The 18,960-nt window shown below is 72.0% G+C and carries 16 protein-coding genes; 6 read left to right on the top strand and 10 right to left on the bottom strand.

Translation table 11 applies throughout. The annotated features are described in order from the left end of the window. Positions 1-52 precede the first annotated feature (52 nt). A complete protein-coding gene (locus tag RF645_RS07525) occupies positions 53-1,477 on the top strand; it encodes a DUF6882 domain-containing protein (protein WP_285728450.1) in 1,425 nt (474 codons plus the stop codon). After that, the gene (rarD, locus tag RF645_RS07520) at positions 1,474-2,469 is read left to right on the top strand and encodes an EamA family transporter RarD (RefSeq protein WP_278858139.1); all 996 of its coding nucleotides are present in this window, start codon (positions 1,474-1,476) and stop codon (positions 2,467-2,469) included. The genes RF645_RS07525 and rarD overlap by 4 nt, the downstream gene beginning before the upstream one ends. 143 nt (positions 2,470-2,612) lie before the next feature. Here rarD and RF645_RS07515 read toward each other — a convergent pair whose 3' ends face one another. The 5 genes from RF645_RS07515 to RF645_RS07495 form a co-directional block, all read right to left on the bottom strand. Then, positions 2,613-2,723, bottom strand: coding sequence for a methionine/alanine import family NSS transporter small subunit (locus RF645_RS07515; RefSeq protein WP_081609431.1), 111 nt, complete (start codon positions 2,721-2,723; stop codon positions 2,613-2,615). Further along, complete coding sequence (locus RF645_RS07510; RefSeq protein ID WP_278858137.1) at positions 2,720-4,414, bottom strand: sodium-dependent transporter; 1,695 nt, start codon at positions 4,412-4,414, stop codon at positions 2,720-2,722. Before RF645_RS07510 ends, RF645_RS07515 begins: the two co-directional genes overlap by 4 nt. A 113-nt stretch (positions 4,415-4,527) precedes the next feature. Continuing rightward, positions 4,528-5,583 carry a polyprenyl synthetase family protein gene (locus RF645_RS07505; RefSeq protein WP_278858135.1) on the bottom strand — a complete coding sequence of 352 codons (1,056 nt, stop codon included), beginning with the start codon at positions 5,581-5,583 and terminating at the stop codon, positions 4,528-4,530. 11 nt (positions 5,584-5,594) lie between these two features. Beyond that, entirely contained in the window at positions 5,595-6,926 is a 1,332-nt protein-coding gene (locus RF645_RS07500; RefSeq protein WP_285728448.1) for a geranylgeranyl reductase family protein, read from the bottom strand. After that, positions 6,923-7,654, bottom strand: coding sequence for a demethylmenaquinone methyltransferase (locus RF645_RS07495; protein WP_368818881.1), 732 nt, complete (start codon positions 7,652-7,654; stop codon positions 6,923-6,925). Before RF645_RS07495 ends, RF645_RS07500 begins: the two co-directional genes overlap by 4 nt. Positions 7,655-7,728: 74 nt before the next feature. Between RF645_RS07495 and RF645_RS07490 the strand changes: the two genes are divergently transcribed. Both RF645_RS07490 and RF645_RS07485 read left to right on the top strand, forming a co-directional pair. Continuing rightward, the gene (locus RF645_RS07490) at positions 7,729-9,117 is read left to right on the top strand and encodes an isochorismate synthase MenF (protein ID WP_368818880.1); all 1,389 of its coding nucleotides are present in this window, start codon (positions 7,729-7,731) and stop codon (positions 9,115-9,117) included. Between the two features lie 261 nt (positions 9,118-9,378). Then, positions 9,379-10,491: an MFS transporter gene (locus RF645_RS07485; RefSeq protein ID WP_285728876.1), complete on the top strand. Its 1,113-nt coding sequence runs from the start codon at positions 9,379-9,381 to the stop codon at positions 10,489-10,491. Positions 10,492-10,535: 44 nt separating this feature from the next. Here RF645_RS07485 and menD read toward each other — a convergent pair whose 3' ends face one another. The 4 genes from menD to RF645_RS07465 form a co-directional block, all read right to left on the bottom strand. After that, the gene (gene menD, locus RF645_RS07480) at positions 10,536-12,353 is read right to left on the bottom strand and encodes a 2-succinyl-5-enolpyruvyl-6-hydroxy-3-cyclohexene-1-carboxylic-acid synthase (RefSeq protein ID WP_285728446.1); all 1,818 of its coding nucleotides are present in this window, start codon (positions 12,351-12,353) and stop codon (positions 10,536-10,538) included. Between the two features lie 40 nt (positions 12,354-12,393). Then, positions 12,394-14,568 carry a PhoX family phosphatase gene (locus RF645_RS07475; protein WP_053447854.1) on the bottom strand — a complete coding sequence of 725 codons (2,175 nt, stop codon included), beginning with the start codon at positions 14,566-14,568 and terminating at the stop codon, positions 12,394-12,396. Between the two features lie 201 nt (positions 14,569-14,769). Next, on the bottom strand, positions 14,770-15,819 hold the full coding sequence (locus tag RF645_RS07470; RefSeq protein ID WP_200904741.1) for an o-succinylbenzoate synthase: 1,050 nt from the start codon (positions 15,817-15,819) through the stop codon (positions 14,770-14,772). 121 nt (positions 15,820-15,940) lie between these two features. Further along, on the bottom strand, positions 15,941-16,081 hold the full coding sequence (locus RF645_RS07465; protein ID WP_206392227.1) for a hypothetical protein: 141 nt from the start codon (positions 16,079-16,081) through the stop codon (positions 15,941-15,943). A 3-nt stretch (positions 16,082-16,084) separates the two neighbouring features. Here RF645_RS07465 and RF645_RS07460 point away from each other — a divergent pair, with 3 nt between their 5' ends. Then, the gene (locus RF645_RS07460) at positions 16,085-17,062 is read left to right on the top strand and encodes a phosphatase PAP2 family protein (protein ID WP_144421669.1); all 978 of its coding nucleotides are present in this window, start codon (positions 16,085-16,087) and stop codon (positions 17,060-17,062) included. Here RF645_RS07460 and RF645_RS07455 read toward each other — a convergent pair. Then, positions 17,040-17,879 (bottom strand): MBL fold metallo-hydrolase, encoded by an 840-nt coding sequence (locus RF645_RS07455; protein ID WP_024289878.1) that lies wholly within the window; start codon positions 17,877-17,879, stop codon positions 17,040-17,042. The two genes, RF645_RS07460 and RF645_RS07455, sit on opposite strands and share 23 nt — an antisense overlap. 47 nt (positions 17,880-17,926) lie before the next feature. Between RF645_RS07455 and gluQRS the strand changes: the two genes are divergently transcribed. Beyond that, positions 17,927-18,853, top strand: coding sequence for a tRNA glutamyl-Q(34) synthetase GluQRS (gene gluQRS / locus RF645_RS07450; RefSeq protein ID WP_368818879.1), 927 nt, complete (start codon positions 17,927-17,929; stop codon positions 18,851-18,853). Positions 18,854-18,960 lie beyond the last annotated feature (107 nt).

The raw sequence follows: 18,960 nt of genomic DNA, 5'->3' as shown, positions 1-18,960 counted from the left end.
ATCCAGGTCCTGCCACCGCCCGGGCGCGCTCTGCCTTGCTAGCCTGGGGCCCATGACGACATCACTGCAGCAGCTGATCGACGATTCGGTCTTCATCTCGACCGAGCACCAGGCCCGCCTGGCCGAACTGAGCCAGGGCGTCGAGTGGGACGTCGACTTCTCGGCAGCCTCGTTCACCCTGCAGTCCGACCCGCCGGTCACGCTGCGGCCCCACCTGCTGGGCACCGACTCCACCAGCCGCGGCTCGTGGATCTGGGCCTGGCAGGAGCTCGGGCACTTCCCTCCGGAGGTCGTCGCCGCCTCGGTGCAGGCCCGCCAGGCCGGCTCGCGCAGCGATGTCGAGGAGCTGATCGCCGATGAGATCCCCCGCGAGGACGGGCTGGCTCGTCGCCTTGCCCTGGCCGCGAAGTCCGTCACGGGGATCTGGGCCCACTACCCCGCCGGCGTGGGCGGCCAGGTCACCGCGTGGCTGCTGCTCGAGGGCCCCGAGCTCGAGCTGCCCGCGCTGGACGTCGAGACGATGATGCGCGTGATCGCCGAGGCGCTGCAGACCGGCACCGCCGAGGACCACTGCCGCGCAGTGGACTCCTACATCCGCCTGCGCGGCGCCCACATCGACTGGGACGGCGAGACCACCTGCGTCATCACGACCCGCTCCGGCGCCCAGCGGCTGTGGTTCGAGGACCGGAAGATCGACGCCGCCGAGTCCGCCGATCCCCTGGTCGGGGAGCAGGAGCTCAGCGTCCTCGAGGAGGAGGCCGTCTCCCGCCGCGAGGCCCTGCGCGCCGATCGCGACGATGCGCTGCGTCTGGCCGCTGCGGAGGCCGAGCGCGATCGCGCCGCCCGCCAGGCCGACGAGCAGGCTCGCCGGGAGGCCACCGCAGCCCAGGAGCGCGCCGAGCAGGAGCCGGCGGCTCCCGCCGCCGATGCCGAGCAGACCCCGCTTCCCGACCAGCTCTCCCGCGAGGAGCTCGAGGCCCCCGTGCCGGCCTCCGAGCAGCCCGAGATCCAGGACGACGAGCCCGCCTACGAGATCTCCCACGACGAGCCGGAGCAGCCGCGCGAGGACGAGCCGACCGTCACCTACGGCGGTGCTGCCGCCGAGGACGACCTCCCCTACGACCAGGATCCGCGCCGCGACGTGGCTCCCGGCGAGGTCACGACCTCCACGGTGCCCGTGGCCGAGACCCCGGACGTGGCGGAGACCTCGGACGAGGACTCCCACGACGACGAGCGCTCTTCCGAGGAGGCTGCGGCGGCCCCTGCCGAGCAGGACCGCCCGGAGGCTCGGGAGGCCGAGACCGTCGAGCGCATCGATGCCGAGGACCTGCGCCGCCAGGACTCCGAGCGCACCGTCGCCCCGGTCGAGGACCCGCAGGACGTAGCCGTCGACGACCAGGCCGCCGAGCGGACCCGCCCGGCCGAGGACGACCAGCCGCGCAAGAGGGGCTTCCTGAGCCGCTTCTTCGGACGGTGAGTCTGACGCCGGACCCGGCCCCGACCTCCGGTCCGGCCCCGGAGGTCGTCGACGTCCGCCATGTGCGCAGCCCCCGCGCGGGGCTGGCACAGGGCATCGCCGCCTACACCTTCTGGGGCGTGCTCCCGCTGTACTTCGTGGCGCTGGCGCCTGCCGGCCCCTGGGAGATCGTCTCCATGCGCATCGGGTTCGCGCTGGTGCTGTGCATGATCATGCTCGGGGTCTTCCGGCAGTTCGGCCGCTTCGCGGCGGCGCTGTCCCAGCCGCGAGTGCTCGGCCTCCTCGCGCTGGCCGCCGTGCTCGTGGGGATGAACTGGACGCTCTACACGATCGCCACGACCTCCGGGCACACGCTCGAGGCTTCGCTGGGGTACTTCATCAATCCTCTGGTCTCGATCCTGCTGGGCGTCCTGGTGCTGCGTGAGCGGCTGCGGACCCTCCAGTGGGGCGCCCTGATCCTGGGGGCGACCGCTGTGCTGGTCATGTCGGTCTTCTACGGCCAGGTCCCCTGGATGTCGCTCGGGCTGGCCTTCACCTTCGGCTTCTACGGGCTCGTGAAGTCCATGGTCGGCAGCAGCTGGCCCGCCCTGGTGACCCTGTCGGTCGAGACGCTCGTCCTGCTGATCCCGTCCTCGATCATCGTGGGGCTGCTGATCAGCCGCGATGCGCTGGTCTTCGGCACCGCCGGCCCGGCCAACACGGCCCTCATGATCGGCACGGGCGTGATCACCGTGGGCCCGCTGCTGCTGTTCGGGCTCGCGGCCTCCAACCTCCCGCTGTCCACAGTGGGCATGCTGCAGTACATCGCCCCGATCCTGCAGTTCATCGTGGCGGTGGTCATCCTGCACGAGGCCATGCCGCCGGAGCGCTGGGCCGGGTTCTTCGTCGTCTGGGCCGCCGTCGTGTTGATGATCGCCGACGCGGTCCTCGCCGGGCGTCGCCGCCGCCGCGACCGCGCAGCCGAGCCCGTCGAGGCTCGCCCCCTCGGCTGAGCCGGCCACCGCGCGGAGCACGGCCCCGGGACAGAGACGACGAGTCGCCCCGAGCAAGAGGCCCCTGCCTCCGGCTGCCCGTCAGGCAGCGGAGGCAGGGGCCTCTGCGGTTCACCGGAGCCCGCACGGAGCGGTTGCCGGTCTCAGTCGTCCTGCTCCTCCGGGGAGTTGCGCAGGTGCAGCAGCGAGGCGAGCAGGCCGCCCCAGACCGTCACCATGGCGACGATCATCATGACCACGGCGGTGGTGCTCATCGGACGTTCTCCTCGTTCTCAGCGGGAATCTCGGTGCGGGCGCCGGGCTCGGAGCCCTGTGCCCAGGGGCTGCGGGGGCCGTCCTGCAGCGGTGAGTGCCCGGAGGTCCCGAGCAGGCGCCGATCCAGCACGGAGTCCAGGATGGCCGGGGCCGGGGACTGCTGGGAGGCGCGCGAGCGCTCGGACCAGGGGATGCGGGTCATCAGCCAGGACAGCACCGGCAGCGCCAGCGCCATGCCCCAGCCGAACACGCCCACATACCAGCTCGGGTATCCCCCGTAGCCCTCGGACAGGGTCACGGACAGCTGGCCGATCAGGGAGTAGCCCAGCACGACGACGCCCAGGCCGCCGACCAGCAGCATCCAGGTGCGCCCGAGCTTGAAGGTGGACACCGAGTTGAGGTGATCGCGAAGCACCGGTAGTGCCGTCAGCCCGGAAGTGAGCAGCACGACCGCCACCAGGGCCACGAGCATGATGCCGTAGTTGTTCACGAAGGCGTCGGCGACGTCCAGCAGGCTCAGGCCCGTGGTCGTGGGCAACAGCGCAAGGGAGACGATCGCCAGCGGGACGGTGACCACCAGGACGGCCGGCACGCGGGTCAGGCCCAGCTTGTCCTGGAAGCCCGCGATGATGACCTCCACGATCGAGATCAGCGAGGTGAACCCGGCGAAGGTCAGGGCCCCGAAGAACAGGACGCCGATCAGGGTGCCGGCGGGCGCCTCCGAGATGATCGTGGGGAAGGCGATGAAGGCCAGGCCGATGCCGTTGGTCGCGACATCGCCGACGGCGACTCCGGACGCGCTGGCCATGAAGCCCAGGGCGGCGAAGACGCCGATGCCCGCGAGGATCTCGAAGCTCGAGTTCGCGAAGCCGACCACCAGCGCGGAGCTGGTGAGATCGGTCTTGGGCTTGAGGTAGGAGGCGTAGGTGACCATGATCCCGAAGCCCACGGACAGCGAGAAGAAGATCTGGCCGTAGGCGGCCATCCACACCGACGGGTTGGACAGCGCCGACCAGTCCGGGGTGAACAGGGCGTCCAGGCCCATGCCCGCCCCGTCCAGGGTCAGCGAGATGACCACCATGACGACGAACATGACGATCAGCAGCGGCAGGAAGATCACGTTGAAGCGGCCGATGCCCTTCTGCACGCCCAGCGACATCACGACGATCAGCACGCCCCACACGAGGATCATGCCGATGAGCACCTGGGGCACGAAGTCGAAGCTCGGGGCGACGGTCTCGGCGACCTGGAGGTACTGGCCCATCAGGAAGCCCTCGGGGTCATCGCCCCAGGCCTTGGTGAAGGAGAAGATCGTGTAGGACCCGGCCCAGGCCAGGATCGCGGCGTAGTACACGGCGATGACGCAGCAGATGGCCAGCTGCCACCAGCCCAGGACCTCCGCCTTGGGGTGCAGGCGGCGGAAGGCCAGCGGGGCGGAGGCGCGGAAGCGGTGTCCCACGGCGTAGTCCAGCATGAGCAGCGGCAGGCCGGCCGAGAGCAGCGCGACCAGGTACGGGATCATGAAGGCGCCGCCGCCGTTGTCGTAGGCGATGTACGGGAAGCGCCAGATGTTGCCCAGGCCGATGGCGGAGCCCATGGCGGCCAGGATGAAGACGGTGCGGCTGGAGAAGGCTTCGCGCTCGTGCGAGGAGCGGACCTCCGTGGTCGCGGAAGCGTTGGGTGAGGACACGTTCCACCTCGAGAAATCAGGGCTCGACGGCGCGTGTGCGTCCCGCCGCCTCGGTCATCGAGGTCATGCCCCGGGAATCGGGATCATTTCAGCGGTGCATTTATACCGCATTCTCAGGAACGGCGGTGAACCATGTCACGCCCGAAGGCCTCCAGCGCCGAGCGAGCGGCCGAGGTGGGCAGCGGCTCCAGGGCCCGCAGGGCGTCGTCGACCCACTCCTGCGCGACGGCCCACGACCGCTCGACGGCCTCGTGCGCGCAGATCGCCTCGACGGCGGCGGCCAGGGCGTCGTCGCTGGTCAGATCGGCGTCCACGAGCTCGAGGACGCGCGCCGCGGAGGCATCGCCGTCCTCTGCCATGCGCCGCAGCATGAGCACCGGCAGGGTGAGCACGCCCTCGCGCAGGTCCGTCCCGGTGGTCTTGCCGGTGACCTCCGAGGGCGAGGTGATGTCGATGATGTCGTCGGCCAGCTGGAAGGCCACGCCGATGCGCTCGCCATAGGTCTCCATGGCGGCGCGCACGTGCTCGTCCGCACCGGAGAGGCCTGCGCCGTAGATCCCGCACGCGGCGATCAGCGAGCCGGTCTTGCCCGCCAGCACCTCGAGGTAGTGCTCGAGGGCATCCGTGCCCTCCGGGACGCCGGAGGTCTCCTTGAGCTGGCCCTCGACCAGCCGGGCGAAGGCGTTGGCCTGAACCTTGAAGGAGTCCCCGGGCAGCTCGGCCACCAGGGACGAGGCGCGGGCGAAGATGAGATCGCCGGTCAGGATCGCGACCGAGTTGCCCCACACCGTGTGCGCGGCCTCGACTCCGCGGCGGACGGGGGCGGAGTCCATGACGTCGTCGTGGTACAGCGAGGCCAGGTGGGTCAGCTCGACGACCACAGCGGCGTCGACGACGTCATCGTTGATGCCCCCGCCCACCTGGGCGCTGAGCAGCGTCAGCAGCGGGCGCACCCGCTTGCCGCCTGCCTGCAGCAGGTGCGAGGACGTCACCTGGATCAGCGGATCCGTGCTGCGCACGCACTCGGCCAGTCGGTCCTCGATCGCCGAGAGGCCTTCGAGCAGCTGCGGTCCCAGCACCTCGTCCTGAGCGACGGCGGCGAAGCTCGGGGGCAGGATGCCCGACAGCGAGTCGTCGGGGCGCGCGGGGGCCTGGGAGGAGTCAGTCACGATCGGACACTCTACTTCGTCGGGGACGGCTTCTGGAGGCGCTCGTCCGGGATCCCGGACGAGCGCCTCCGGTTGGAGGTGGCCGGGGTGAGGGCGTCCAGCAGCGCGATGGCCCGGTCCTCCCAGGTGTGCGCCGGGCGGTCGCTGAGCTCGGTCATGACCTGCACCACGAAGCGCATCAGCGCGGGCAAGGACATGCCGGTGGCGACGGCGGCCTTCATGATCCGCGGCCGCCCGATCAGCTGCGCCAGCGCGCGCCCCTGGGTGAAGTGGGCTCCCCATTCATCCTGCAGCAGCTGCGGATAGCGCGCCAGGACCACGTCGCGCTGAGCCGGGCCGTTGGCCCCGGCGGCCTCGTGGATCTGCTCGGCGGCCAGGCGCGCCGACTGCATGGCATTCGAGATGCCCTCGCCGTTGAACGCCGAGACCAGCCCCGCGGAGTCGCCGAGCAGCATCATCCCGGGCACCCAGTGCGGCGTGCGGGAGAAAGCCATGGGCAGCGCAGCCGAGAGGATGCGGCCGCGCTGATGCTCGGAATCGAACGTCCACTGGCTGGGCATGGAGGCCGCCCAGTCCTGCAGCACGCGTCGGTAGTCCGTGCCGCGGAAGGCCTTGGAGGTGCTGAGCATGCCCAGGCCCACGTTGGCGGTGCCGTCGCCGGCGCCGAAGACCCAGCCGTAGCCGGGCAGCAGGGAGCCCGAGGGGTCCGTGCCGTCGCGCAGCTCGAGCCAGCCCTCCATCCACTCGATGTCCGTGCGCGGGGACTCGTAGTAGCCGCGCACGGCCACGCCCATCAACCGGTCCGGATCGCGATGCAGGCCCGAGCTGACGGCCGTGCGCGAGGAGACGCCATCGGCGGCCAGGACCAGATCACCGAGATGGCGCTCGGTCTCGCCGGTGCGCCGACCGTCCGCGCCGAGCACCGAGGCGTCGGCGCCGATCACGCGGCCGTCGTCGTCGCGGACCACGGAGGTCACGGAGCGGTGCTCGATCAGCCGGGCACCGGCCGCCTCGGCGTGGCGGGCCAGGTGCTGGTCGAAGCCCGAACGGGGCCGCACCAGCCCGTAGGACGGGAAGTCGGTCAGCTCGGGCCAGGGGACCTCGATCGCGCGGTCGCGGGCGCACAGCCTCAGCCCGCGATTGGCGCGATAGCCGTCCTGCGCGCCGTGCGGCAGGTCCATGAGCTGCATCTCGTGCACGGCGCGCGGAGTGAGGCCGTCGCCGCAGACCTTCTCGCGCGGATGCGCCGTCTTCTCCAGGACCACGACCTCATGGCCGTGGGCGGCGAGCCAGTAGGCGGCGGTGGATCCCGCAGGACCGCCGCCGGCGATCACGACCTTCACGCCAGATCGATGGTGGGCGCGCCGTAGGTGTGCTCGAGCGACTTCACCGCGTGATGCAGGGCCACGATGCCGCCGGTGAGATTGCGATAGCGCACCTCCTGCCACCCGACCTCGCTCAGGTGCTCGGACAGCGTCTCCTGGTCCGGCCAGTCGCGGATGGACTCGGCCAGGTACTCGTAGGCCTCCGGGTTGGAGCTCACCTTCTGCGCGATGCCCGGGATCGCGCGGACCAGGTACTCGCTGTAGAGCGTGCGGAAGGGCTTGAAGACCGGCGTGGAGAACTCGCAGATCACCAGGCGCCCGCCCGGCTTGGTCACGCGCAGCATCTCGAACAGAGCCTGGCGGTGCTCGGCGATGTTGCGCAGGCCGAACGAGATCGTCACGGCGTCGAAGGTCTCGTCGGCGAACGGCAGTTGCGTGGCGTCCGCCTGGATGAAGTCGATGTCCGGGCGGCGATCGCGCCCGACGCGCAGCATGCCCTCGGAGAGGTCCACGGCGACGACCTCCGCGCCGGCATCCACGAACGGCTCCGAGGAGGTCCCCGTGCCGGCGGCGACGTCGAGCACGCGCTCGCCGGGGACCGCGCCCACAGCGCTGGTGACAGCACGACGCCAGCCCCTGGTCTGGCCCAGGGCGAGGATGTCGTTGGCGAGGTCGTACCGCGGGGCCACCTGATCGAACATGGAGGCGACGGCGTCGGTGCGCTTGGACAGGTCTGCACGATTCACGGGCTCCATTGTGACACCGCCGCCCGACAGCCCGAACCGACATGCCCCGCGGCCGCGGCCTACACTGAGCCGCTATGCCCGTCAGCCACTGCTCACCCGCCCCGTCGGCCCTGCGCCGCAGCCTCACCATGCCCCTCGAGCAGCTGCGCGACGCACTGCCCACGGTCCTGCACGAAGACGCAGATCTGCGCGCCATGCTGCCCGCAGGACCCGAGGCCTGCTGGACGATCGGCGGCCTGGGGCTGATCGGCTTCGGTCGGGCGGCCTCGTTCGCGATCACCGGCGAGGACCGGTTCACGGGCGCCCGGGCATGGTGGGACGACGTCGTGGACGGGCTGCGGATCGAGGATCCGCTGCAGCGCTCGGCCACCGGGCCCGTGGCCTTCGGCGCATTCGCCTTCGCGCGCTCCTCCCAGCGCCGCTCCGGGCTGGTGGTCCCCGAGCTGGTGCTGGGCCGCGACGGCGACGGCGCCTGGGCGACCCTGGTCTCCTCCTCCCCCGATCCCCTGGGGCCCGACGACATCGCTGAGGCCGTCCGCCGCCTGATCCAGCTCCCGGACGGGCCCGCCCCCGAGACCGCGGCGCCGCGCGCCCTCGAGGATCCTTCTGCCCAGGCAGCGTGGCTGGACGGGGTGGCCTCCGGGATCGAGGAGATCCGCTCCGGGAGCCTCGAGAAGATCGTGCTGGCACGGCGCGTCCCGGTGCGCGCGGCCGAGGGCTCGCAGCTGGACATGCCGAGGGCGCTGAGCCGCCTGGCCGCCGACTACGACCGCTGCTGGACCTACACCGTGGACATCCTCGGCCGGCCGAGCCCGGACGGCGGTCGGGCCTTCGGAGCCACGCCCGAGCGACTGGTGCGCGTGCTCGACGGCGCCGTGCACGCCCGGGTGCTGGCCGGCACCGTCGCGCGGACGTCGTCGGGTCCCGCGAGCGCCGCCGAGCGGGCCTGGGCACACGAGCGGCTCATGGAGGACGCCAAGCAGCGCTCGGAGCACGAGTTCGCGATCGCCTCGTTCCTGGAGGGGATCGCCGCCTACACGGACGCGGTGCGCTCCTCGACCGAGCCGTACCTGCTCGAGCTGCCCAACGTGTGGCACCTGGCCTCGGACGTGACCTGCGATCTGCGCCGCGGCCCCGACGGCACCGTGGCCTCCGCCCTCGAGCTGGTGGAGGCCGTGCACCCCACTGCCGCCGTGTGCGGCACGCCGACCGCTGCCGCGGCCGGTTCCATCGCCCGGCTCGAGGGGATGGATCGAGGCCTCTACGCAGGCCCCGTCGGCTGGGTCGATGCCCGGCACAACGGCGACTTCGGCATCGCCCTGCGCGGCGGGATCCTGGAGGACGCAGCGACCGCCGGCGTCTATGCCGGCTGCGGCATCGTGGGCGCCTCCGACCCCGCGGAGGAACTCGCCGAGACGCGCGCCAAGCTGCGTCCCGTGCTGGGGGCCCTGGGAGCCGAGTGAGGCCCATGTGCCGGATCATTCCATCGATCCGGCATGATCAGGGCTTATTGATACCCCAGACACCCTTAGGAGGACCTGGTGATATCCCAGGGATTCCCGTCATATGAACTGGATCACACTCCTGCGAGCATCGTGGCACTCGAAGAGGTCCGCCTCCTCGAGCCCGCTCGGCGAATCTGCCGCCGCGCCCAGACACGACGGAGAGATCGGGGACCCCTGTCCACGACCCAGACCCTCGCGAAGGAGAACCGCTCGCTCGTGATGAAGACGGCCATCTGGGTGGCCGCCATCGCCTCGACCGCGCTGATCTTCGACGGCTATGACCTCGTGGTGTTCGGCACCGTGATGCCGACCCTAATGAACGACCCCTCGCAGATCGGCCCGCTGGATCCGTCCATCGTCGGAACCGTCGGATCGCTCGCTCTGATCGGCGTGCTGCTCGGATCGTTCGCCTCCGGATTCATCGGAGACATCCTCGGCCGCAAGCGCATGCTCATGAGCGGCATCGCCTGGTTCTCCAGCGGCATGGCCATCACCGCCCTGACCGGGACCGTCTTCACCTTCGGCCTGCTGCGCTTCCTCACCGGCCTGGGCCTGGGCCTGGTCATCGCCACGGCCGGTCCGATCATGGCCGAGTTCGCCCCCAAGGACCGCCGAGGCGTCTTCAACGCCATCGTCTGCTCGGGCGTCCCGGCCGGCGGCATGTTCGCCTCGCTGTGCGGCATCTTCCTGGGCGAGGCCATCGGCTGGCGCGGCCTGCTCCTCATCGCCGCCACGCCGATCCTCTTCCTCTTCCCCCTGGCTGCCCTGAAGCTGCCGGAGTCCCCGCGCTGGCTGCTGACCCGCGGGCACGACCAGCGCGCGATCGAGGTCGCCAACCGCACCGGCGTGCCGCTGCAGGAGGAGCTCATGGTCTCCCGCGCCGCGACCGCCTCCGAACGCCTGGGCAAGCCGCAGAACGTCATCGCCACGACCTTCGCCCTGGCCGCGATCACGCTGGTGCTCGTGACCTTCCACTTCCCGCTGCCGCTGCTGGTCCTCTTCATCGCGGTGGCCGGCGTGGGCAACCTGGGCACCCAGGTGCTGGTCTACGGCTTCCAGGCCAACTACTGCACCTCGAACGCCCGTGCCGCAGGCGCGGCCATGTGCGCCTCGCAGCAGTTCTACGTGTTCGCGGTGGTCGCGCTGCTCGGCGCCATCGTCACGGTGCTGGTGCCCCGCAAGCACAACACCTACCTGATCGAGCGCCGCCTGCTGATCGACGGCGACGCGAAGCCGGAGGAGGTCCGGGCCGCTCGCGAGGCGGCCGCCGAGTCCCCGCTCGTCGAGGACGGCGCCTTCGTCCCCGCCCAGGGACCCCGCACCGGAGCCTGAGCAGCCGCGCGGCCGGCAGGCGCTTCAGCAGTCCTCCCAGGAGCTCATCCGCGCACGGCGCGGGTGAGCTCCTGGCTCATCTGCCGAAGACCGACGCGCTGGGCACGCACCACGACCGCGCTCACCCCCGGAGCCGGGTCGTGCAGCTGCTCCTCCAGCTCCTGGACGGTGCCCGCCTGATGCACGGGGATCCCGTAGCCGGCGCAGACCTCGGCCACCCGTGCGCTGGGCGGCGTGCCGAAGAAGCGCTCGACGATCTGCCCGTAGGCCCGGTGCTCCCCCAGCGCGCCGTGCTCGAGCGTGGCGAAGATGCCCCCGCCGCCGTCGTCGAGCACGACGATCTGCAGCTGCGGGGCCCGTTCGCCGCGCAGGCTCAGCAGCGAACCGGCATCGTGCAGCAGGGTGAGATCGCCGAGCAGGACCCGGACCGGACGCCCGGAGGACAGCGCAGCCCCGGCAGCCGTGGCGACCAGTCCGTCGATCCCGGCCAGTCCCCGGTTCGCCAGGACCTCCACACCCTCGTCGGCGCGGGGATCAGGCTGGCCCAGCAGGTCCAGATCCCGGATCGGATTCGACGAGCCCATCACCAGCAGTCGGCCGTCGGCGCGGCATGCTTCCCAGACGGCCCGTGCGGTCAGCGGACCGGGGACCCCGTCGCTGACGGAAGCCGCCCGCTGCAGGACCTCGAGCGCACGACGCTGGCCCTCGGCCCCGGCTCTGCTCCAGGCCTCGGTCCACTCCCGCGGAGCCCGCCCGAGGAATGCGGCCGCCTCAGCCGCCGTCGTGAGCTCGCGCTCAGACCTGCGGCCGTCGTCGAACCACGGGACCGGCCGGGGCCGCCATGCCGCGACCTCCACCCCGCGACGCTGCAGCAGCGCGGCCACCGGGCGCGAGAGCGTGGGGCGCCCGACCAGCAGGACGCGCTCGATGCCCTCGCCGAGTGCGGTGTCCAGCAGGGCACGGTAGGGGCCGATGGCCGTGGAGCCGCGACGGGCCTGAGAGGACGGCTCGGCCAGCAGCGGAGTCCCGAGCGCCTCGGCCAGCTGAGCGGCGCCCGCTCCTGCACCATCGCCGGCGACCAGCACGCTGCGCCGCAGGCCGTCCGGCTCCTCCGGGAGCCTGATCTCGGCAGGATCCAGCGGCGGGATCTCCACGGACAGGCGCAGCCGATCGGCGGGCTCTTCTGCCTGATCCGCAGCGCCGGCGGGGGCATCGGCGGCGTCGTCCGCACGCGGTTGCCCCGGGGTCGCCGCGGTCGTGCCGGGACCTTCATCGTCCGCAGCGTCCTCGGTCGGCGGCTGCGGCTGCAGCGGATCGCGCAGCGCGACGTTCAGGTGCACGGGCCCCGCCGGAGCCTCGTGCCCTTCCGATCGGAGCGCGGCGAGCGCGGGGGCCAGGGTCTCCAGCACCAGCCCGCGCAGCGCCTGCGGATCGTGCGCCGAGTCCTCGAGCACCACATCGAGCTCGACGCGCACGAAGCCCGCGAAGATCCCGGGCTGCACGGTGGTCTGGTTCGCCCCGGTGCCGCGCAGCTCCGGCGGTCGGTCGGCGGTGATCGCCACGAGCGGGACCCCTGCATGATGGGCCTCCATGACCGCCGGCAGCAGGTTCCCGGCGGCGGTGCCCGATGTCGTCACGACGGCCGCGGGACGCCCCGTGGCCCGAGCCGCGCCCAGGGCGTGGAAGGCCGCCGAGCGCTCGTCGAGGCGCACGTGCACCGACAGGTCGCGTCCGTCGCGACGGGCGGCCTCGTAGGCGAACGGGGCCGAGCGGGAGCCGGGGCACACGAACAGCTCGCGCAGCCCGGAGTCGGTGAGCCCGTCCAGGACGGCGGCGGCGGTCAGCAGGGCGTCGGAGGTCATCCGCTCACCCTACTGACCGCCGGCTGCCGTCGGAGGGGCCTCAGTCCGTGTAGGACCGTCGAGCGCGACGCGCCTTGTCGCGGATGGCCTTGGTCGAACGGCCCTTGTAGCCCTCCATCTCCAGACCGCGCGCCGACTTGCGCTCACGGGCGAGCTCCTTGCCGCGGCCGAACTGCCCGCGGCCCTTGCCGGTCGAGTAGACCTGCACGACCGAGGGGCGGGGCAGAGAGAACTTGCCGTCGCCCTGGCGGGTCTTGAGCACGTAGTCCGGGAAGTACGAGCGCGGATCCTCGAAGGTGCCGTCCTCGCCCGGGTGCTGGACGGCCACGTAGGCCATCTGCTCCTTGTCGTGGATGACCGGGCCGCAGGTCTCGGCGTCCTGCGGGACGGAGAGGAACTGCTCGACCAGACCGCGCTCGCGCCCCTCGAGGCCCACCCGGAACAGCCCGTCGTTGTAGCCGATCGTGCCGGGAGCCCCGTCGGTCGAGATCCAGAGGTGGCCCTCGGCGTCGAAGGCGACGTTGTCCGGGCAGGAGATCGGCGAGACCCGATCCGCCGGGAAGCCCGCGAAGTAGGTCGACGAGTTGGCGGCCGGGTCGCCGCAGACCAGCAGGATCGACCAGTGGAAGGTCGTGCCGCCGGAGTTCGCCGCGTCCTCGGTGAGCTCGATGATGTGCCCGTCGCGGTTGCTGCTGCGCGGGTTGGCCTCGTCCGCCGCCGCCTTGCCCGGGGTGCCCCGCTCGGTGTTGTTCGTGCAGGCCACATAGACCTTGCCGGTGTGCGGGTTGGGCTCGACGTCCTCGGGGCGGTCCATCTTGGTGGCGCCGACCTTGTCGCCCGCCAGGCGGGTGTGCACGAGCACGTCCTCGACGGACATGCCCTGGACCTTCGACTTGCCGCCGACGACCAGGGGCAGCCACTGTCCCTTGCCGTCGAACGCGCCGTCGGAGGGCAGGCGCCCGGAGCCGTCGATCTCCTTCTCGGAGTCGCCGGTGAACTTGGCGACGTAGAGATCGCCCTCGGACAGCAGCGTCATGTTGTGGCGGCGGTCGCCCTGCTTGTGTTTCTTGGCCGAGACGAACTTGTACAGGTAGTCGAAGCGCTGGTCATCGCCCGAGTAGGCGACCACGGTGCCGTCCGCGGCCACGTAGACGTTGGCGCCCTCGTGCTTGAAGCGGCCCATGGAGGTGTGCTTGACCGGGGTCGACGACGGATCCTGCGGGTCGATCTCCACGACCCAGCCGAAGCGATTGATCTCGTTCTCGTAGCCCTCGTTGTTGCCGTCCCAGCGGGGGTCCACGAGATCCCAGCGGCGCGAGGTCGGCTTGGTGCCGATGCCGTAGCGGGTGGCCTCCGGGGAGGCCTTGGCGGTGAGGACGTTGTTGATGTTCTCCTCGCCGGACAGGACCGTGCCCCACGGGGTCACGCCGCCCGAGCAGTTGTTCTGGGTGCCCAGCACGAGCCTGCCGGTGGGATCGGCCACGGTCTTGAGCATGTCCGAGCCGGCGGCGGGGCCGTCGACGGAGAAGGGGGTGTCGGCGGTGATGCGCCGGTTGCGCCGACCGCCCACCACATAGGTCCAGGGCTGGCCGGGGGCCGAGCGCTCGATCTCCACGACCGCCATGCCGTGGGCTGCGATCCCGACGGCGGCCGTGCGCTCGAGATCGTTCTCGAGCTGATCGGCCGGGAACATGGTGTTCTCGTTCGTGTACTCGTGGTTGCACACGAGCACGCCGGTGCGGCCGCCGCGGTCCGGGATGATGTCGAGGTAGTCGTTGTTGAAGCCGAACTGCGCCTTCTGCGACTCGTAGGTCTGGTTCTGCGGGTCGAAGGCCGGGGAGTCGGCGAACAGCGGGTCGCCCCAGCGGATGATCGGCGACCAGTCGAAGCCCTCCGGGACGTTGAGGTCGTCGACCGCGGCATCCACGGGATCGATCGGCGTGAAGTCCATCCTGCCGCCGCGCTCGCCCCAGTAGGCGAAGGTCGCCTCGGCGCGGGTCCCGGTGGCCACGACGCCCACGGAGACCGCGGCGGCCGCACCCAGGCCCAGGGCCGAGCGGCGCGAGAGCGCCGTGGAGGCGACCTCGTGGAAGGTGGCGTTGTCGGACTGGTTGCAGTCCGGCTTGGCGCAGGCGGAGTCGCACTTCAGGGCGCACGTCAGCGGCGAGCGCTTGCCGTTCGTGTGGCCGAGCATGGGCAGGAGCTGGTGGCGCATGGGTTCCCTCTCATCGGCCCGTCGGACGAGCGGCGGGCGTCGGCTCCTTCGTCGCAGACCACCTAACCCGTCGTGCGTGAGGGCCTGTTGGTCGCCGGGAGAACGCGCAGTGAACAGGACGACGACGGCAGAAAAAGGACAGGAAGCCATGCCGTATCCCCGATGAATCCGCATGTCGAGGGAACCTCGAGGGGGCTCCGATCAGGCGCGATGCTGCGCTTCGGTCCGCTCGAGCAGGCCGTGCACCCGGCGAGCGCGGTCTCGCCACCACTGCTCGCGCTGCGGCGAGGCCCGGTGCCGGGCCAGCAGCTCCGGATCGGCGGCGACGGGGCCCACCGGCAGGACGCCGCCGCTCGGCAGCAGCGGGCTGCCCGTCACGTCCTCGGCCAGCAGCGCTGCCGTGCCGAGCCCGCACGCGTACGGCAGCTCGGGCAGCGCTGCGGCCAGGGCGAGACCCGCGCTGAGGCCCACGCTCGTCTCGAGGGCGGAGCTCACCACGGCCGGCAGCCCGGCCTGCTCGACGACCGCGAGCGCCCGTCGCGCCCCGCCCAGCGGGGCGGCCTTGATGACGATCAGATCGGCGGCCTCGGCTCGGGCCACCGCGAGCGGATCCTCGGCCTTGCGCACGGACTCGTCCGCGGCGATCGGCAGGGGCTCCCCGCGGCCGCGCAGCTCGCTGCGCACGCGGGCCAGGCCCTCGATCCCGGGGCTGGGCTGCTCGGCGTACTCGAGCCCGTGGCGGGCCAGCCGGATCAGCGCCTCGACCGCCTCCTCGGGGCCCCACCCGGCGTTGGCATCCACGCGCAGCGCGGCCTCCGGCAGGACCGCGCGCACGGCGGCCACGCGGGCGTCGTCGTCGGCCAGCGACTGGCCGTGCTCGGCCACCTTGACCTTCACCGCGGCGATGCCCTCCCCGTAGCGGGCCAGCACGCGGGGGACCTCCGCGGCGGGCACCGCCGGGACGGTGGCATTGACCGAGACGGTCGTGCGCCGCGGCCGCGGCAGCCCGAGCCAGGCGACCTCGAGGGCGCAGCGCCACCAGGCCAGAGCCTCGGCATCGTCGTACTCGTGGAAGGCGGCGAACTCGGCCCAGCCCTGCGGACCGCGCACCAGCATGGATTCGCGGCGCTGCAGACCGCGGAAGCGCGAGGTCATCGGCAGGTCCACGACCGCGGCGTCCTCAAGCACCTCCTCGAGGGAGGGCAGCGGCTGCGGCAGGGGGCTGAAGGCCAGGGGCTCGGTTCGGGACATGGATCCAGCCTAGGGCCGGGCCGCGCAGGGGCTGCGCCCGAGTCCTCGGGAATCCGAGGCTCGGTCCCAGGATCCGCGAAGGCTCCGATGCCACACTGGGGCCCTTCCCAAGCCTGGGCGATCAGGCAGTGTCGATCAGGGGACGACGAGCGTGACCTACATTCCGGCTGAGACCGATCCGCAGCGAGGACAGCGGGGCGACCGCCACTCCGCGGCGCAGGATCGGCACCCGCAGGGCGAGCATCTCGGGGTCGAGCACCACCGGATGAGGCCCGACACGGCGCAGGAGACCCGGCTCGTCGCCGGGGTCCCTGCGCCGACGGCTCCGCTGCAGCGGCAGCAGGTCTGGGCCCCGCAGCGCATCGACGATCGCCCCGACTACCCGGGCCAGGCCGCCTACCAGTACGGCGGCGAGCACCGCCCGCAGCCGCGGCGCGATCTCACGGTCGGCTCCGCAGTGGGCCAGCTGGTGCGCGCAGGCGTGCTCTTCGCCCTGGCCGGGCTGATCGCCTGGGCCGCGCTGCGCACGGTGAACGGGCAGTGGGTGGATGAGGTCGCCCTGCGCCAGGCCTCTGCGGTCAACGAACGCCTCCCCTCCACGGTGACCGGCCTGCTCGCCTCGGCCACCCTCATCACCTGCGCGGCCTCCGCTGTGATCTCACTGATCCTGGCCGCCTCGAACCGCCGCTGGATCCCGCTGGTGATCGCCGTGCTCACCGCGGTGCCGGCCCTGGCCTCCGTCCAGCTGCTCAAGCACAGCCTGCTGGACAAGACCGCCTACGGGATCCAGGAGTCGGCCCAGAACTCCCTGCCCTCCGGGCACACCGCCGCAGCAGCGGCAGCCGTGGCGGTCGTCGTCATGGTCGCTCCCGCGCGCCAGCGCAAGGCGTGGGCGCTGCTGGGCGCTGCGGCAGTCACTGTGGCCGGGGTGGGGACGGTCATCAACGGCTGGCACCGGCCCGCCGATGCCGCCGTGTCCGTGCTGCTGGTCGCCGGCTGGTTCGTGCTCGGATCCCTGGTGCTGCGCGCGCTGATCCCGGCCGAGCCCTGGGTCCCGCAGCGCGGCCTCACGCTGCTGGTCCTGTTCGTGCTGGGGGCCGGGCTCACGATCCTGGCCTTGACGGCTCAGCAGACGATCCCGGCACCGGGCCTGGCACTGGCCTTCGGCGCCCTGGGCGTGCTGAGCGCCTCCCTGCTCTCGGCCCAGCAGATGGTGCGGGCTATGCGCCCGCGCCGGCGATGACGGCCAGCCGGTCCAGCAGGATCCTGGAGGCCGCCGCCCCGTAGGGCAGCTGGTACAGCGCGGCGGTCACCGGACCGGCGGCGTCCTGCACCGGGGCCGCAGGCGCATCCAGGCGCTCGATCGCCGCGGCCATGTTCTCGGCCATGTCCCGCACCGCGCCGCGCGATACCGGGGAGCCGTGGCCCGGCACGACCACCGAGTAGCGCTCCAGATCCGCGATCTGCTCCAGGGCCCGCACCCATTCGCGCGGATAGGCGTCCTCGAAGGCCGGATCCGCGCCCTGCTCCACCACGTCGCCGGCGAACAGGACCTCGTCCACGCCCGCGAAGATGTCGTTGTCCGTGTGCGCCCGTCCCACCGAGAACACGACCACGTGCCGACCGCCCAGGTCGATCCGGCTCAGCGCGGGGCGCAGACCGGTGCCGGGCAGGTGCCGCTGCGGCACCACGATCCGCGTCCCCAGACCCTTGCCCTCCCCCATCTCCGGCTCCAGGACTCCCACGAAGGAGCGCTGGAAGTCGCCGTGGGTGCCGATGGCCGCGGCGGCGTCGCGGTGCGACCAGAACTCGGTGACTCCGGCCCGCTCGAAGACCGCGTTGCCCATGTAGTGGTCGTAGTGGGCGTGGGTGTTCAGCACCACGAGCGGCAGCTGGGTCACCGTGCGCACGGCCTCGAGGATCTCGCGTCCCTGCCGCGGCCCGGCGCCGGTGTCGATCACGAGCGCGCGCGAGGACCCCACGACCAGGCCCGAGTTCAGGCGCCAGTTCTCCGTGGTGATGACATGGATGTCGTCGCCGACTTCGCTGAGGGAGCTCACCCATCCAGCGTACGGTGCCGCACCGCGCGTGGCCTACGGTGGTGGCCATGCTGAGCCGCGGATCCGGGCGCTACGCGCCCTCCCCCTCCGGGGACCTCCACCTGGGCAACCTGCGCACCGCCGTGCTGGCCTGGGCGATCGCCCGCGCCGACGGCCGCGGGTTCGCGCTGCGCTTCGAGGACCTCGACCGCGTCAAGGAGGGCGCGGCCGAGCGCCAGCTCGAGGACCTGGCCGCTATAGGCCTGGACTGGCAGGAGCCCGTGCTCGTGCAGTCGCAGCGGATCCCGGCGCACCTCCAGGCCGTCGACAGGCTGCGCGAGCGCGATCTGGTCTACGAGTGCTTCTGCACGCGCCGCGAGATCCGCGAGGAGATCGAGGCCTCAGGCGGCGCGCCGCACGGGGCGCCGGGGGCCTATCCGGGCACCTGCCGCGATCTGACGCCCGCCCAGCGCGATGCCCGCCGCGCCGAGCGCCCGGCCGCGCTGCGACTGCGCGCCCAGACGGATTCCGCGACCGTCCGCGACCGCCTGCTGGGCGAGCACACCGCTGCCGTCGACGACTTCGTTCTCGTGCGCAACGACGGCCGCCCCGCGTACAACCTCGCGGTCGTCGTCGACGACGCCCATCAGGGCGTCGATCAGGTGGTGCGCGGCGACGACCTGCTGTCCTCCGCGCCCAGGCAGGCCCATCTGGCGCAGCTGCTCGGGCTGCCCGAGCCGCAGTGGATCCACGTCCCCCTCGTGCTCAATCCCGACGGCGACCGCCTGGCCAAGCGCGACGGCGCCGTGAGCCTGGCAGACCTGCGCGGCCTGGGGGTGGGGCCGGGTGAGGCGATGGGCTGGATCGGAGCCTCCCTGGGGCTCGGCGACGGCATCCGCACGGCTTCCGATGTGCTCGAGCGCTTCGACGAGGTGCGCCTGGACCAGGGCCCCTGGATCCTGGACCCCCCGCGCCGGGCCGCCGAGACCGGCTGAGCGACGCCCAGACACCACCTGGACACAACCTGTCAAGCTTTTCATCGCCCCAGGTCAGAGCGGCATATCTGCGTCATATCGGGGGGGCGATGAGCGACCTTCCCGTA

This window comes from Kocuria sp. CPCC 205260, from assembly GCF_040981045.1.
Taxonomy (GTDB): Bacteria; Actinomycetota; Actinomycetes; order Actinomycetales; family Micrococcaceae; genus Kocuria; species Kocuria palustris.
The sequence above is the reverse complement of the archived record's forward strand: the minus strand, read 5'-3'. Positions and strand labels throughout refer to the sequence as shown.